The organism is Koromonas soli, from assembly GCF_059726265.1.
On the sequence record NZ_AP040872.1, the window covers coordinates 2105219 to 2121956 of the forward strand.

The following is a 16738-nucleotide window of genomic DNA, read 5'->3' on the forward strand; positions in this document are numbered from 1 at the left end:
CCATGTGTGTTACGCATTCTTAGAAGTTCCAGAATGCATCGATTTCTTCGCCCGTGAAATCCCAAACTGCGTTGTGCGGAGGAATCGTCTCAAGCGAGAAGAATTCAGGCAGCCGGTCGTCTTTGTTTGTAAGTCCAGCATCAAGATTGAACTTGTGCTCGGTCTTAAGAACATACTTACCTAACGACGCGACATCGTCTCCGGTCAAATTGATGCCGAACCGTGCGTTGATAAGGTCCACCAGCGCATTGAAACACGCTGGGTTATCCAAAACAGGGAACGCGATGAAGAGGCACATGCCCGTCGAATCCACCGCCGCTGTAGCGATCTGTAGATTACGTGACAGCTCTACCTGCCCCTCTTTCTTCAGAGGATCGACATGCCCGCCAACTCCCAGGATGTTCGTGGCAACAGAGTAGCCCGAAGTGTGGTCGGCACCCATTGGCGTGGTCACGTAGGTGATTCCAATTCCTTTTACAGCACGAGGATCGTAAGCAGGAATTGCCTGGTTCTTCACGACCGGAACACGGGTCACGCCATACGCTTTGCCTACAGCCGCAGTGCCACCACCAAGGACGCGGCCCAGAGGAGTTCCCTTGCCGATTTCATCCTTGAGAATCCGGATCATCTCCGGGCCATCGCCCCACTTCAGGACGCCGGCTTCCATTGCGACTCCAAACATGACTGACGTCTCGATTGAATCAAGACCAAGGTCATCCATGATGTGATCGGCATCGGCGATGTGATCGAGATTGTCCACGCCATCGTTGGCGCCAATGGCCCAAATGGTCTCGTATTCAAAGCCCGAAGTCATGTACTTGCCCTGCTCATCGTTGTAAATCTGCGAGCACTGTATCAAGCAACCAGGATGACAACCGTGCGTTGGTTTTCCCTTGCGTGCCAGGATCGTATCGTGGAGCGTCTCGCCGGAAATCTTTTCGTGACCCTCGAACTGTCCATACCTGAAATTGCGCGTCGGCAAACCACCAGCTTCGTTCAACACGTTAACCAGAATGCTCGTGCCATAGGTCGACAACCCCTGTCCACTGACTGGGTGCGCGATCAGCGCCTCTGCAAACGCCTTGCCTGCAGCCGTGAACTTTTCCGGGTTGGCGATGGGAAGCTTGGCAGCTCCCGTCGCATCGATGGCGATAAACTTGATCTTCTTCGCACCCATCACCGCGCCGAGTCCGCCGCGTCCGTGACTGCGAAGGTGACTTTCAGGATCTTTGACCGAAATGTTTGAGGTCAGCATTTTCATTTCGCCAGCGGGACCGAGTACGATGACACCGAGTCGCTTGTTATACCGCTCGTTCAAGATCTGGACCGTCTCGAAGTTTCCCTTACCGATCAGTTCGGTCTCTTCCTCAATCCGGGCACCGTTTTGATCGATATAGATTCCACGCCACTTGTCGTCCTTCGGCATGCCTTCGATCACAAGAGCCTTGATACCTAAACGAGCCAGCATCTGCCCAGAGGTCCCTCCGGAATTGCTCTCCTTGATGCCTCCAGTGAGAGGGCTCTTTCCACCTACAGATAACCGTCCCGAATTTGCAGCAGGGGTTCCCGTCAGCAAGCCCGGAGCAAATACCAACTTGTTGAATGGCCCCAATGGATGACACGTTGGCGGCACTTCCGCAGCAACAATTGTCGAGGTCATCGCTCGACCGCCGTATCCAGCCCAAGCTTCTGGAACCGGCTCGCTTTTCACGCTCAGGTCAGTCAGATTGATACGTAAGATTTGGTCCATAACTACTCCTTGACGATCTGTCATTTAACGAGCTCGGAGACCAAAGCGTTCTCGAAGAGTTCTTCTTCAATTTTTGTAAGGGGGACTCCCCGTTAAGGCTCGAAACTCAAACCAAACGACTTGGCACAGAGCTTAGCACTGAAACAGATTCATTTGCCACCCGTTGAGAGTAGTATGTATCACTAATTTGGATTGTTGCGTAAACTCAGAAGTTCGCCCCACTTTTGAGCCCACGGAGACTGCCCAGCAAAAACTGAACTTGAACTTTGCGCGAGAGAGAGTCGAGCACTAGGGCAACCGACATGGGGATTGCCCGTAATCTCTCTAGCAAGTTTGCAGAATGTAATCGCAGCCGGAGGAGCACCATAGACCATTCACGGAGTCCGTCTGGTTTTCAGAGCCTTTTCTCAGTCCCGGCAGTTTGCATATGCCTCGTTCAATATCTCCACCGGGTGAAACACTTTGTAAGGCAGCGCCTGGTTGAACTGGATGCGGCAGCTCAGACAGTCGCTCACCAGTCGCTCAGGTGCGGCTTTTCTGATCTTCTCCATCAAGGGGCGGCCCATTGCCAGAGAAACATGGTGAAACTCCCTCTTCAGGCCCATGATTCCTGAAATTCCGCAGCAGTCAAAAGGACCGCCTACTTGCTCCAACGAGATATTCGGCACCAGGCTGAGAAGGTCAGGCCAAGGTTGTCCAATATTCTGCTGCTTCAGGTGGCAAGGCGCGTAGTAGGCCATGCGTTCTGGCACGCCTCCCAATCTGAGATCGAGTTTGCCCTCGGCGTGTAGTTTCTTTAGGTACTCACCGAGGTCATACACGTGGCTCGCAATCTTGATTCGCTTGAGTCCATCGAACGAGGCGAAGTATCCCTGATCCCGCAGCAGACCATGCACAATGAGATTGAGGGGTAAGGAGGGCTTGTTCCGCTCAGATGCGGGTGTCGCTTTGCCTACTTTCAAATGTTCGTCGAGGCTATCGAGGGGAATGTTGTTCACGTCCCCACCGAATTCGCCCTGAAGCTTTTGAACCATTGCTTTGTATTGGGGCGAAAAGTAAGCGCCTTCAGCAAACATCTCCTTCAACATGTATCCACAGGTTGGACAGGAGCAAACGATGTCGTAACCTTCGTCGATGGCCTCACTGAGCTTTTCCATGTTGAATGCTGCGACGTCAAACGTGAATCTCCTGTCTCCCTCGAGCAGGCTTGGCATACCACAACATTTCTGGCTGGGAACATACACATTCAGGCCGTTGCGTTCCATGACTTCGACCGCCGCCTTGGCCACTTCCGGGAAGAGATACTGAGCAGTGCAGCCCGCGAAATAAGCAACTTTCCGCCCTGCTGACTCCCGCTTCTGATCCAACCCCCGTTCCCTTGCCCATCGCGAGAAGCCCTGGGAAGGAAACTTCGGGAGCTTTCGATCGGCATGAATTCCTGCGACACGCTTCAACAATCCTGCGGTCGCCGTGTTTTCCATGAGAATATTTGCAACTCGCGGGTACGCGCCGCAGACTTTACCGATGCACTGTACATCTTCGAGCACCCTAAGAGCAGGCTTTAGTCCGTCTCGGGCGACGAAAGCATCTTTTGCTTCTCTGATCTTCGCCCGAACGTTGGCGCAAGTACACAAGCCGCACATATTGCAGAGGTCGACAAGACGACGCAGATCTTTCGATGTGATCTGTTCGCCCTTATCCCTCTCCATGTCGTAGAGCTTGTACAACCTGGGGAAGAACAGGCAGGACTGATCCTCCATCGAGGTTCTGCAGTGATCGCAGTCCGCACATAACTCGATTACTTCCCGTGCCATGGCTTCAGGGCTCTTCATGTTCGTTTCTCCAACATAGTCCATGGCAATTGGAATCGCGATGCTCCATCGTTGGCCACAACGGGATTTCAGCAGACCACGTCAGGACAGCATCAAAGCGACTCCTGTCGCTAAGCGCTCAAAGATTACACCACTTCCACGATCGCGACCCATGGCTTTCGGAATAATCTGCGGCGGTTGAGAGCAGGTTCTTTGTTGCTGGCCAGAGAGCCTAGAAAAAAGTGAAACCAGCCTTAGGCGAAATGCCCGAGGCGCACGCGGTAGCGTGATTAGCCTCACAGACAGCCCATATAACCAGTGGGAGCATATCGGAACGGAACGTCTCGTAAACGGAAAAATCGGCTTTCTGGTTGGTGAATGCGTAATTGGATTTTCTCTTGGCTACGTTCAATACTCAGCCCCTTCAACAATTGACAATTGTCATTCAGGAGTTTGCTGACCACAGATTGTCAGCAGCGTAAACCCACGCAAGCAAACAGTTGTACAGGAGATAAGTTAATGGCTACAGTTCGCACCTATGAGCCGCAGGCAACTCCTTCGGCGGCGTCCAGCCGCTCAGCACTCCTGAAGGAGCGCCTACTCAAAGTCACGCCCGAGATCGATTTTGAACGCGCCGAACTCGTAACTGAGTCCTACAAAGCAACGGAAGGTATGCCGACGATTTATCGTCGCGCCAAGGCTCTCGAAAACATTCTCGCCAAGATGGCCATCCGAATCGGTGATGACGAACTTATCGTGGGGAACCACACGCCCAAGCCGCGCAGTTCGCCGATTTTCCCAGAGTTCTCCTACGCATGGATTGAGGCGGAGTTTGATCGCCTTGCCCAGCGAAAAGGTGATGTCTTCCTGATCTCGGACGAGTGCAAACAGAAACTCAGCTCAGTGTTCAAGTATTGGGCCGGAAAGACCTCGCAGGAATATGCAGCGAACTTGATGCCACCGGAAGCCAAGGCTGCACAAGCAAACGGCGTGTTCACCGTGGGCAACTATTTCTTCCTTGGCGTCGGACACATCTGCGTCGACTATGGCAAGGTTCTCGAGAAGGGCTATCTCGGCATCAAGGCCGAGGCGATGCAGGAGCTCTCTACTCTTGACCTGACCAACCCCGAAGATCTGAAGAAATCGCAGTTCCTGAAAGCCGTCATCATTGTTTGCGAGGCTGCCATCAATTTCGCTGACCGCTTTGCAAAGCTGGCGACGGAAAAAGCCAAAGCTGAAAACAATGCCAACCGCAAGACCGAGTTGGAAGAGATTGCCAGCATCTGCCGTCACGTACCTGCAAATCCGGCGCGGAATTTCCACGAAGCCCTGCAATCCTTCTGGTTTGTCCAACTCATCATTCAGCTCGAATCGAACGGCCACTCCATCTCGCCTGGTCGCTTCGATCGCTACATGTTCCCGTACTACGAAAAGGACATCAACAGCAAGAAGCTGACTCGCGAACAGGCCCTGGAATTGATCGAGTGCCTGTGGGTAAAGTTCAACGAGATCAACAAAGTCCGCGACGAAGGTTCAACGAAAGCCTTCGGCGGCTATCCAATGTTCCAGAACCTCATTGTCGGCGGAGTCACTCCGGACGGTCATGACAGCACGAACGACTTGTCGTTCCTGTGCATGGAAGCTACGCAGAACGTGAGAATGCCGCAGCCTTCACTCTCGATCCGTTTCCATCAGGGCACGCCGGAACCGTTCCTGCTGAAAGCTTGCGAAGTTGCTTCGCTCGGATTGGGAATGCCAGCCATTTACAACGACCACGTGGTAATCCCGGCACTGGCATCTCGCGGAGTTACGCTGGAAGATGCGCGCGACTATTGCATTATCGGTTGTGTAGAACCGCAGAAGGGCGGCAAAACGGAAGGGTGGCATGATGCCGCATTCTTCAGCCTTGCCAAGTGTCTTGAGATCGCGCTCAACAATGGTGTCGATCCCATCAGCGGCGAACAACTGGGACCGCTTACCGGAACGTTGGAAACCATGTCCACGTTCGACGATGTTCTCGATGCCTATCGTAAGACAGTCGCTTACTTTGTAAGACTCCTGATCATCAGCGACAATTGTTGCGACCTCGCTCATGGTGCGATCAACCCATTGCCGTTCCTGTCCTCTATGGTTGAGGACTGCATCGCGAAGGGCAAGTCGCTTCAAGAGGGCGGCGCACACTACAACTTCACTGGCCCCCAGGGCGTTGGAGTTGGAAACGTGGGCGATGCGTTGGCGTCGTTGAAGAAAGTCGTTTACACCGACGGTCTGGTTGACCGGAAGGTTTTGGCCGAGGCGCTCCGCAAGAACTGGCAGGGTCACGAAACAATTCGTCAGACCATGCTGAACAAAGCTCCCAAGTTTGGCAACGATGACGACTCTGCCGATGATCTTGCTCGAATCGCTGCGCGCATCTACTGCCAGGAAGTGGAGAAGTACACCAATCCTCGCGGTGGACAATTCCAGGCAGGTCTGTATCCGGTTTCGGCCAACGTTCCATTCGGCGCAGTTGTAGGTGCTTTGCCCGACGGTCGTATGGCTGGAACACCTCTGGCCGATGGTGTCTCGCCGGTATCCGGACGCGATGTTCATGGCCCGACGGCGGCTGCGAAATCAGTCGCAAAGCTCGATCATGAAATCGCCTCCAACGGCACGCTGTTCAATCAGAAGTTCCATCCGTCTGCGCTGAAAGGCGAGTCTGGATGGTCCAATCTTGCTGCCCTGATCCGCACGTACTGCAGTTTGGGTGGAATGCACGTGCAGTTCAATGTAATCAGCAAGGAGATTCTGAAGGAGGCACAGAGCAATCCAGAGCAGTATCGTGGCCTGGTGGTGAGAGTTGCTGGTTACAGTGCTTTCTTCACTTCACTGGACAAGAGCCTGCAGGAAGACATCATTGCCAGAACCGAGCACAGCTTCTAGGGGTGCTTTTGTTTGCTTGAACATTGGGAGCGGCGTAACACGCACGCTCCCAGTTGTTCATCCAGCGTAGAGCTTTGCATGCAGGGCAAAGGAAGTGGAGTGGAAGTATGGATGGCATAGTCTTCGACATTCAAAGATTTACGGTTCATGACGGGCCCGGGATACGAACCGCTGTCTTCATGAAGGGCTGTCCGTTGCGCTGCCCATGGTGCCAAAACCCGGAGTCAGTTCGCAAATCTCCTCAAGTCGCTTACTTCGAGACACTTTGTATTGGTTGTGGAGCTTGCGCCCCGGCCTGTCCCGAAAAAGCAGTGAGAGCGACTGGCAAGCGGATGATCGAAAAAGTAAATCTGGCACTATGCAAACACTGTGGTCTTTGCGCAGAGGCCTGCTGCTCCGGAGCGTTGCACATGACCGGCGCAGTAATGAGCGTAGAAAAAGTTTACGAGACTGTAGCTCGGGACATTCCTTTTTATAAAAACTCCAATGGAGGCGTCACGTTTACTGGCGGGGAGCCCACCTTCCAACCGGAATTTCTCACCGCGATGGCTTCCGAGTTTAAGCGGCGTGGTCTGCACCTCGTGATTGAGACATGTGGCTATTTCCCTTGGGATTCTGCCGCTAGAGCGCTGGAGTTGATGGATATCTTCTATCTGGATATCAAGCATGTCGATGAAGCGAAGCACCGCGAAGTAATAGGAGTAGGCTCCGCTCTTATCCAAGAAAACGCTCGCCGCCTCGATGCTCTGCAAAAGCCGATTCGAGTTCGCGTTCCACTCATACCTGGATTCAATGACACGCCGGAGGAATTCTCGGCCATCCTGCGCTTCGCTTCTCAACTGAAAAATCTGGACAAAGTACAGGTGGAACCCTATCACCGGTTTGGCATCTCCAAATATGGTCACATCGGCTGGGGCTACTCACTAGACGATCTGCAACCACCGACCGATGCTTCCGTCGATGATCTTCTGAGATTAGCCGACAGCATAGGCGTGCCTTGTACCAGATGACAGTATCCTAGCGTTTGCAGCAAAGGTTCAATCATGACCGACCCCAGTGGCCCGGTCATTTTCTTGTCAGCTTTTTTCTACTCAGGCGATGTCAGGAAAGTGCGCCGCGGGGCAGAAGGATGGAACGGGTCAGACTCCGGCGTGAGGCGCAACCCACCCGAGTCTTTTTGCATTTTTTCAGCAGCATGCAACTCGTTTTTGCCCTGCGGAGTGTACGGCGAGCAACTCTCAGGCTGTATTTTCGATCTCCGCGTACAACTAAAGTGCGTCCAAGGTGTTTAGGCATCAAGGAGGTTACTATGCGGGGTGTTCTGATTGCATTCGTAGGTACAGTTCTTGCAGTAGGCACCTGTTTCGCTCAAGGTGGACGCTCCGGGGGCGGGCATGGTGGAGGCTTCCATGGCGGCGGAGGATCGCATGCATTCCATGGCGGCTCCGGCTCTCACGGCTATGGCGGAGGAGGTAGTCGCGGTGCAGCCGTGATGCGCGGCGGTGGAGGTGCCTACCGAGGTAGCGCGGTTCACAGCTATGGCGGTAGCCGTGGCGGGTCGGGATCAGGCTACTCTGGCGGATATAGCGGCAACTATCCGGGCGGCTACAAGGGCGGCAGAGGAAGCGGGTACGGCAGCAACAGCGGCTATGGCGGCGGCTACAACGGAAATTACCCGGGTGGCTACCCGAAAGGCGGTAATGGCGGCGGCTACGGTGGCGGATATAACGGGAATTATCCCGGCGGATATCCGGGCGGTGGCGGCAGTGGACACGGTGGGCACGGCGGATACTATGGCGGCGGATATGGCCATGGCGACCGTGATCATGATCATGGATACTACGGACGTGGCGGATACGGTCGGGGCTATTATGGCCGCGGCTACTACCCGCGTTATCGCTACTATCCGCGCTACTACGGTGGCGGATACACGACCTGGAACATTGGGATTGGGTACTATCCGTACTATGGCGGCTACTATGCCGGATACCCATGCAACCCGTACTACTATGGCTATCCGTACTATGGATGCCCGTATCCGTACGCTCCGTACTACGCGCCAGGAGACGACGAGTAATCAGTTCCCTATTTCGAAGCGGTCTCGGAGGCATTCACTCGGAGCAATAGTCCCGTGCCGCTTCGAAGTTTGAGATCTCCCTTGGTGGATTCGAGGACGAAGTGTCCTTCGGGACTCGTGCGACCTGCATCCTTGATCACGGCTTCAAGTCCAAACACTCCGCAAGCATCATGAGAAAAGACCCATAATGCCTGGGGGCGGTCGTTACCTGCGACCGCACCTCGGCAGTCTGTCCCGGGGCCGGACTCGACCCGGGCAAGAATTCCCCAATCTCCCGCTACACAGACTCTCCCACACGCTCGCCACGCCGCTCGACGATGCCGGGTTCTCGGTACACCGCGTCTCCTCCGATCTGAATCGTATTCTGAGACCACGGCGGGAGCGCGCCACGTTCGAACCCCGTGCGCTGGGATTGCGCAGCTTCGACCTCGAGTTGCGAGGCGATGGCTCGAAGATTGGTCGAGACCGGGATCGCATGGCCAGGAAGATTCACCTGGTTGAAACGAAGTGTCATTGACGCTGGTTGCGATCCGCGCGCACCAGAGGAGGCAATAACCTGACCTACTACGCGCGTCCCCGCCTTGATCCGCTCCCCGTTGGGCAGAGGCACATCCTGCGCAATTCTGGCGATGACGTTTTCACCGGGCTTGGCTTTATTAGCGTCCAGCGGGGTGTCAAGAGAGAGCGGCAGGATGGTTCCGACCGGAATCTGCGGTTGCGCAAAAGCCATGGTGGCAAAGGCACAGACAACGAGGAGAAGAGCTTGGGATTTCATGCGGCACCAGGACGGGTTTTCGCTGAATGATGGGCCTCGCGGAAGCCCGGGTTGCAGAAGCGAAAAAACAAGCGCGGCCCGATATGAGGCCGCGCAGATAAAACGAGAAAATTTCTAGTTGGATCCGCCGCTCATGACGGCCTTGTCGATGCCAGCCTGAAATGGAGTGGCGATGGCGGCGCTTTCAGGATTGAGCAGGCCTTGCTGGCTGGGTCCCAGTCCTAACTTGATGAGCGCCCGAGCATCCGGAACAATCTTGGTCTGCCAGTGATTGTCGCTCTGAAACCGTGTGAGGGCCTCGCGCGTGGCCTGATCCCACTGTCCGCTAGGTTCGCCATTAAGATAGTGTTCACGAATGAGTGCCTGCTGAATCTCGAGGGTGCGAGCCGAATCGATTGACTGCTGACCCCGGAACTTGGGTTTGCTCGCCGCTACGGTCTGGGTCTTCCCTTTCCGTCCACGACGACTGGCGCGAGTAGGCCTGTCTGAGTCGTCGTCCTGAATAGCTTTAGAGGACTTGACTGATTTAGACGATGTTCGAGATGAGCTGACAGGCTTTGTTTTCGATGCAGAGACCGAGTGGTGCGCTCTTACTCGTGTCGGTCCGGGCTTACTCTTGGTGGCGGCCGCTGCCGGCGAGGTGCACAGCAGAGCTGCGGCGGTCACTAGGACTACCTGTTTAAAACTTTGGAATGAAAGCATCCGTTGCACCTCGATGAAATAGGACGTCCGTTACGCCTGCGTGCGGCGTTTGGGCTCGACCGAGGCCAAGATGAAGTGCCAAGCTGAAAGCTGCGCAGCTTCCCTGCAAATAAGTTCGGTCGATCTCCCAAGAATGCTGCCGGACACGTAAAGTTTGATGCCCGGCAACATTCTGGAGATTACTCTAGGGTACTACGGCAGAGTCCCTCCCAAGAAGGTATTTGTCGCTTCGCGGCCTTGTGCGGCCTGCCGAACCACGAACACCACGTCCTGTCCGGACTTCAAACCCGCCTCGATTTTCGTCAAGGAATCCGGGTCGTTTACGGGCTGACGGTTTACTTCAAGGATCACATCGCCGCGCGAGAGCTGAACGGAATCGGCAAAGCTTCCGGGCTTTACGTCGGCAACCAGAACACCCTGATTCGGCTGTAGATTCAGCCTCTTAGCGGTGGCCGCCGGAACCGAACGCACGGTAATTCCGAGTTTGCTCTCCTTGGGCGCCTGCTCCTCGTCGTTGTCCTCGTTGGTGCCGAGTTGAGAGCCGAAGAGTTTCTGACGATCCGCCACGGTAACGGTCGTTTCCTGCGGCTTGCCGTTACGGAGGTATCCAATCTTCAGTTTGTCTCCGGGATGATGCGAGCTGACCTCGTTCACCAGTTCGTCACCGCTGTTTACCGCCTTGCCGCCAACCGACACAATCGAGTCGCCGCTCTTGATTCCACCCTGAGAGGCAGGTCCGCCGGGGGTTACATCCTGCACGACCACGCCCTTGCCGCCGCCGTACATACGGGTGACAGCAGGACTGGTTTCCGCGCTGAAGGTAATTCCGATGGAGCCACGCTCAACCTTGTGCGCGGGCGAGACCAACTGATTGAACACCTGCGCGATAGTGTTCGACGGCAGAGCGAAACCAACTCCCTGGTAGCCGGAACTCTCGGTGTAGATCGCGGTGTTGATGCCGATGATCTCGCCGTCCATGTTGACGAGCGGACCGCCGGAGTTGCCGGGGTTGATGGCGGCATCGGTTTGGATGAAGGACTGGAACTGGCGTCCGGGAACAATGTTACGACCCTTCGCACTGATGATTCCGGCCGTGACCGTGGACTTCAATCCAAACGGGCTGCCGATCGCCAGCACCCAGTCGCCCACCTGCATACTGTCCGAGTTGCCAAGCTTGGCGGCGGGCAGGGGGTGGTTCACGTCGATTTTGATGACGGCGAGGTCGGTTTCACGGTCCGTACCCACGACCTTGGCAGGGTAGCTGACCGTGGCGGGTTCGCCCATCAGGCTGACGCGAATGCGGTCGGCCTTATCGACCACGTGGAAGTTCGTAATGATGTAGCCGTTGGGGCTGACGATGACGCCAGACCCAAGCGACTGTGAGGTCATATCGCCACCGCCGGGCGCTCCCGGGACACTGTCAGGATTCTGTCCGAAGAAGCGATCGAACCAATCCTGAAGACCGCCATTGCCATCCTGCTGATCCTGATCGCCGTCTGGCTGTTGCTGTTGCGGTGGCATGCGGCGGAGGCGCCGATGGGGATTCTTAACCGTGGATTCGGTATTGATATTGACGACCGCAGGCTCTACGGCCTTGGCGACTCGCGCGAATTCATTGTCGTGGGTACGTGCAGCGGGCACCGTCAGTTGGGGTGCGTCGGCGCTGTCCACATTCTTGGCGCGCGCCGTGTAGGTCAGTACGGTGCCGATCAGCAGCACCAACGCCATAGTGACCGACCCTACAAATAGTGGCGCAAAACGATTCTTCTTCTGATACGTCATCTGTTCCTGCGACAATCCGCTTGCATCTTTCAGCGGTTCCATGTGCCCTCCGGCAATTCAATCTGCAACCCATTCTAACTTGTAGGAAAGAAAGGCGTGCACTGGGCCGGGCGCGGAAATGAGCCACGCCGGTTCAGGTTGGTTAGACGCACTGGTGTGGGAATTCGTCAACATTATTTGGGCTACGGCAGGGATATCCGAATTAGGGAAATCCACTGAGCACCTGATCGCTAAGAATTTACCACGTCGTGGTCTCGCCCATCCCCAGCCGCAGGCGTCAGCGGCAACATCCGCAGCTCTGGCCCCGAAATGCGAGGCGGCCTTCCACTATCAGTGTGGGAATGGCTGCCAGAGCGGCAGCGGAGTCCGCCCAGCCGATACGGAACGCGGCGGTGAGGACGAGTCCGGCCAGCGAAATGAGGGCAAGGTAAGCACAGGTGGCAGACTGTACGGCATCGGCTGCAAGAGCGTTGTTCTGCGTTCGCTGGGCCAGTCTGCGCTTCTGCCAGGCGAGCAGCGGCATGATGACAAGCGCCGCGGCAGTAATAGCAATGCCAAGGAAGCTGGGTTCCGGCTGAACTTTGCCCATCAGGGCAAGGATCGAAGCCAGCGCGACGACGGCTGCCAATGCAAACAGCAGCGATCCGGCGATGCGATCGACACGTTTGCGGCTGATGCTCGGCGCGATTGCCAGAATCACAAGCGCAGCGGACAGCAATTCCACAAAGCTGTCTGCCCCAAAAGCGAGTAACGCCGAGCTATGGGCTCGAACGGCGGAGAAGAGCGATACGCTGCACTCGATGAGCATCCAGATGAGCGTGACCGACTGCAGCAGGACAAGATGACTGCGCGATGATGAGAGCGAGTTGGGTATGGTCGTCATGTCCTATCTCTCTAGATGCCGCGACTCGCTGTTCGGCTAGATTGCTTCCTCCGCGAGCTCTTCTTCGGGCTTCTGGACATGTCCGAGAAGTTCGCTGGCGAGAACACCAAGCAGGATGAGGCTGGCTCCGATCACACCACGGGAGCCCAACCGCTCGCCGATCAGCAGGTAGGAAGTCACGCCGGCGAAGACCGGCTCAAGCGAGAAGATAAGCGCGGTGTGCGTAGGGGGCGTGAAGCGCTGCGCCCAAGCTTGGACGATAAAGCATGCGACGGTTCCCACAAGTGCCGTCACCGCCAAAGCCGTAAGCATGGCGGGAGTGAACCGAATGTACCCATGGCGCTCAGCAATGGGGATGGAAACAATCATCCAGCCGGCACAGACCGCGATCTCGATGGGAACAAGGTGCGCGAAATCGTAGTGCTGCGCGCTGCGGCCAAGAACGATGATCTGAAAGGCAAAGGCTACTGCGCAGCCCAGCGTGAGTAGGTCTCCACGATTGAGCGAGGCCAGAGAAAGTCCCTGCCCCGGAGGAACACACAGAAAGTACAGACCGACGAGCGCGGCGAAGACTCCGGCAAGCGTGTAGCGATTTACATGCCGACGCCAGAAAACGGCCAGCAGCAGCGGCACGAGCACAACCGAAATGCCGGTGAGAAATGCGGATTTCGATGCCGAAGTGTAGAGCAGTCCCGCGGTCTGAAATTCATAGCCGAGCCACATGAGTGTTCCGACCTCGGACCCTGCCCGGAAGGCTCCGACGGGCATACGCCGCAGTTCGCGGAAGAAAATCATGCAAAGAACGACGGCTGCGAACACCATTCGAACCGCATTGAACACAAGCGGTGTTGCGTCCGAGAGCGCCGACTTGATTACGATGAACGTGGAGCCCCAGACGAAGGTTGCGGCCACCAGCAGAAGATGTGCCTTGAGCGAACGAGACATCAAACCGACTCCGGCGAAGGGGGCGCAGCAGTCTTCCGTTGGGTCGGAACGGCGGGCGGAAGACCAGCCAGCAGCAGAACCAGCAGGGAGAGACGTTTGAGCGCCTGCTCGCGCCCGATCGGATCGTACCATTCGCGTAACGTATGCGCTCCGCCACCGGAGCCGCCGGCGCCAAGAGCGACCGCCTCCAGGCCAAGCGAAAGCGGAATGTTCACATCGGTCGAGGCGCGGAGGATCTGTGAGTGAATCCCTAGCTGCTTATCGACCGCTCGGATCGCAGCAAGCAGCGGCGAGGTGGCCACGAGTTCTCCCGAGGGGCGCTCGCCAACCTTGGCAATGTGGTGGCGAAGTTGGACCCGCGCGTGAGGGTTGGCCGAAAGTAATTGCGTTTCAGAGCAGGCCTCTACGGCGGCCTGTCGAATGCGTTGTTCGAGTGTGTCCAGTCGATTGGGCTCGCTGGAGCGAATATCCACCTTGAGCACAACGCGCTCGGGGATGGCGTTCACCGACGTTCCGCCCTCGATAGTGCCGACATTGAGTGTTGCGCGCGGATTGGTCGGGAGCGAGACGCGGGCGAGCTTTTCGATCAGGATCGCAGCAGCGACCAAAGGGCTTGGCGTGCCATGGTCGCTCCAGGAATGCCCACCCGGCCCTTCAATCACGATTTCGAAGCGGCGGCTGCCTAGCGCCTCCGAGATAATGCTATCCGTTCCGGCTCCATCCACCGCAATCAGCAGCGCGATCGCCGGCGGAGGCGTGTCATCGGAAATAGTCAGCGGGGTCTTGCCTATATATTCCCGGTAAATGTGGCGCATGCCCTGCAGGTTTCCCTCGCCCTCTTCGCCTACATTGGCGATAAAGAGCAGAGGCAGCGAGGTGACCAAGCCCGAATCATGAAATGCAGACGCCAAGGCCCAGAGCGCGGCCAATCCGGAGCCGTTGTCGCTGATGCCAGGGCCGAGAAGGCGGGCGTGTTCGCGCCGAATGTCCAGTTCAGTCGTAGCCGGAAAAACCGTGTCGAGGTGCGCGCTGAGGGCGACCGAAGGCGCTTCGGAACGAATGCCGGAGCGCATGTCCTCCTGGGTACCGCCTCGCGTCGCCAACACGTTTCCAGCGGCGTCCAGGTAAACGCCGAGTCCCAGCGGTTGCAACCGTTCGAGTAGCCATTCGGCCCGAGTCTGCTCGGCAAAGGTCGGAGCAGGAACGGACGTTATTGCCAGCTGGAAATCGGCAATTTCGCGCTCGTGATGAGAGAACCAGTCAAATAGCTGATGCACGCGCGGGTCAGCGCACAGCGAGTCCACCTCCTGCGCGAGAGCACCGGGCTGGAGCTGATTGCGCTCGGAGGGGAACCTCCACCGATTAAAGGGGCGAAAAGCCATTTCAGACTTGATGGTACACGACAGGCACGGTAGGCGGGCAAGCGATACAGAGTGTCAGCCACACTAGTGACGCGCGCGGAACAGGAGAGAGATGGAGCGCAAGGCAGCCGAGAGTCGCTGGCGAATTCCTCTGCCGTGAACAAAATCCGCAAAAGCCGCCAACGATGAGTATTTGCTGGCGTACGGATACCACCAAAGCTTTTTCGTCCGGGGTAGCAGATCGACGTCCATATAGCGGGGCCGAACCAACTCCTGCATACCGAGAAGGCCGTGCGTGCGTCCGATGCCGCTAAGCTTGAATCCTCCATGCGGTGCACCGCTCACCGCAAATCCCGAGATCAGGTCGTTGATCATCACCGTCCCGGCTGAGATCTGCCGGCCAACAGCAATGGCATGACTGCTAGTGCCCCACACGCTTGCAGCAAGACCAAAACTGCTGTCGTTCGCCAGTGCGATGGCCTCTTCGTCCGTGCTGAAAGGCAATACGGGCAACACTGGGCCGAAGGTCTCCTCACGCAGCAGGTTCATGGACGAATCGACTTCGGTGACGAGTGTGGGTGCGTAGAAGTTGGAACCTATATCCGGGAGGCGGGTTCCGCCGGTATGAATCGTGGCTCCGAGCGCCCGCGCTTCATCCACCTGCTGCTCGACGATTTCAAGTTGCTTAAACGAGATCAGCGGCCCGAGATCGGTATCAGGATTGGAGCCATCGCCAATCTTCAGCTTCGCGATCTTCTCCAGACATTGCGCAATGAACTTCGAGTAAAGGCTGCGATGCACGTAACAGCGCTCGACCGAAAGGCACGTCTGCCCCGCGTTCATCATGGAACCCCATACCGCTGCGCTGGAGGCAACATCCACATCAGCGTCCTCGAGCACGACCATTGCGTCTTTGCCGCCAAGTTCCAACGTCACCGGGAGCAATCGCTCCGCCGCCGCAACGGCCACCTTGCGGCCAGTCGGTACGCTTCCGGTGAAGATCAGCTTGTCGATCGCACTCGCAATCAATGCCTGTCCGGTTTGCGCCAGCCCGGTGATGACCTGGAATGGACGCGGCCGGGAAGCCAATCCTTCCTCGTCGAGAGCAGCACAAACAATGCGTTCCAGTTCGAGCGCAATCTGCGGCGTCAGTTCGCTGGGCTTGAGAACGACGGTGTTCCCTGTGGCCAGTGCGGCAAAAGCGTCAGCGGCAGGAATCGAAAGCGGGTAATTCCATGGCGAGATGATTCCAACGACGCCTAGCGGCTCGTAGGAAAGCTGGCCGCGCTTGAAGCGCAATGCCGGATTCGTGTGCGGAATATCTTCATTGCGAAAAATCTTGGCTGCATTTTCGGCGCAGAAAACAGCTGCGTCGGCGGCCACCATAACATCGTTTACTAACGCCTCCTGCAAAGGCTTACCGGATTCCGCAGTGATGACCTGAGCGAGCGACTCCTTCCGCGCGCAGAGGCTTTTCGCAATGCGGTGCAGTACGGCAGAGCGGCGAGCAATCGGCAGGCGAGACCACCAGAGCTGAGAGAGGTGAGCATCGGCCACCACCGCGGCAACCTGCTCAGCCGAAGCGGCAAAGTATTCGGCCACCGGTTCTCCCGTCGCCGGATTGAAGGTGGAGAACCTCTCGCGGGAGCCGAACTTGCTTACGAGATGAATGCCGGAGTCCATCAGGGCAGTTGTACAGCAAGTTGGATGCAAGAGGAAAGTGGAAGATG

The 16738-nt window shown here is 56.7% G+C and carries 12 protein-coding genes; 3 read left to right on the top strand and 9 right to left on the bottom strand.

What is annotated here, in order from left to right:
* Window positions 1–19 precede the first annotated feature (19 nt).
* Complete coding sequence (locus AC6IY8_RS09185) at window positions 20–1750, bottom strand: aldehyde ferredoxin oxidoreductase family protein (RefSeq protein ID WP_497778494.1); 1731 nt, start codon at window positions 1748–1750, stop codon at window positions 20–22.
* 407 nt (window positions 1751–2157) lie between these two features.
* Entirely contained in the window at window positions 2158–3582 is a 1425-nt protein-coding gene (locus tag AC6IY8_RS09190) for a heterodisulfide reductase-related iron-sulfur binding cluster (protein ID WP_497778495.1), read from the bottom strand.
* Between the two features lie 498 nt (window positions 3583–4080).
* Here AC6IY8_RS09190 and AC6IY8_RS09195 point away from each other — a divergent pair, with 498 nt between their 5' ends.
* The 3 genes from AC6IY8_RS09195 to AC6IY8_RS09205 all read left to right on the top strand — a co-directional run bounded on the left by AC6IY8_RS09195 (window position 4081) and on the right by AC6IY8_RS09205 (window position 8560).
* Window positions 4081–6483 carry a glycyl radical protein gene (locus AC6IY8_RS09195; RefSeq protein ID WP_497778496.1) on the top strand — a complete coding sequence of 801 codons (2403 nt, stop codon included), beginning with the start codon at window positions 4081–4083 and terminating at the stop codon, window positions 6481–6483.
* Between the two features lie 107 nt (window positions 6484–6590).
* Window positions 6591–7493: a glycyl-radical enzyme activating protein gene (locus AC6IY8_RS09200; protein ID WP_497778497.1), complete on the top strand. Its 903-nt coding sequence runs from the start codon at window positions 6591–6593 to the stop codon at window positions 7491–7493.
* 299 nt (window positions 7494–7792) lie between these two features.
* Window positions 7793–8560, top strand: coding sequence for a hypothetical protein (locus AC6IY8_RS09205; protein ID WP_497778498.1), 768 nt, complete (start codon window positions 7793–7795; stop codon window positions 8558–8560).
* Window positions 8561–8837: 277 nt separating this feature from the next.
* On the opposite strand, the gene AC6IY8_RS09210 is transcribed toward AC6IY8_RS09205, so the two are convergent.
* The 7 genes from AC6IY8_RS09210 to AC6IY8_RS09240 all read right to left on the bottom strand — a co-directional run bounded on the left by AC6IY8_RS09210 (window position 8838) and on the right by AC6IY8_RS09240 (window position 16691).
* Window positions 8838–9335 (bottom strand): TraB/TrbI/VirB10 family type IV secretion system protein, encoded by a 498-nt coding sequence (locus AC6IY8_RS09210; protein ID WP_497778499.1) that lies wholly within the window; start codon window positions 9333–9335, stop codon window positions 8838–8840.
* Between the two features lie 114 nt (window positions 9336–9449).
* Complete coding sequence (locus AC6IY8_RS09215; RefSeq protein ID WP_497778500.1) at window positions 9450–10001, bottom strand: peptidoglycan-binding domain-containing protein; 552 nt, start codon at window positions 9999–10001, stop codon at window positions 9450–9452.
* 228 nt (window positions 10002–10229) lie between these two features.
* Window positions 10230–11861: a Do family serine endopeptidase gene (locus tag AC6IY8_RS09220; RefSeq protein WP_497778501.1), complete on the bottom strand. Its 1632-nt coding sequence runs from the start codon at window positions 11859–11861 to the stop codon at window positions 10230–10232.
* 235 nt (window positions 11862–12096) lie between these two features.
* On the bottom strand, window positions 12097–12702 hold the full coding sequence (locus AC6IY8_RS09225) for a cation efflux transmembrane domain-containing protein (RefSeq protein ID WP_497778502.1): 606 nt from the start codon (window positions 12700–12702) through the stop codon (window positions 12097–12099).
* A gap of 36 nt (window positions 12703–12738) precedes the next feature.
* Window positions 12739–13647, bottom strand: a complete 909-nt coding sequence (locus AC6IY8_RS09230) for a DMT family transporter (protein WP_497778503.1) — start codon at window positions 13645–13647, stop codon at window positions 12739–12741.
* The gene (locus AC6IY8_RS09235) at window positions 13647–15029 is read right to left on the bottom strand and encodes a M20/M25/M40 family metallo-hydrolase (RefSeq protein ID WP_497778504.1); all 1383 of its coding nucleotides are present in this window, start codon (window positions 15027–15029) and stop codon (window positions 13647–13649) included. The genes AC6IY8_RS09230 and AC6IY8_RS09235 overlap by 1 nt, the downstream gene beginning before the upstream one ends.
* Window positions 15030–15092: 63 nt before the next feature.
* Window positions 15093–16691, bottom strand: a complete 1599-nt coding sequence (locus tag AC6IY8_RS09240) for an aldehyde dehydrogenase family protein (RefSeq protein ID WP_497778505.1) — start codon at window positions 16689–16691, stop codon at window positions 15093–15095.
* Window positions 16692–16738: the final 47 nt, after the last annotated feature.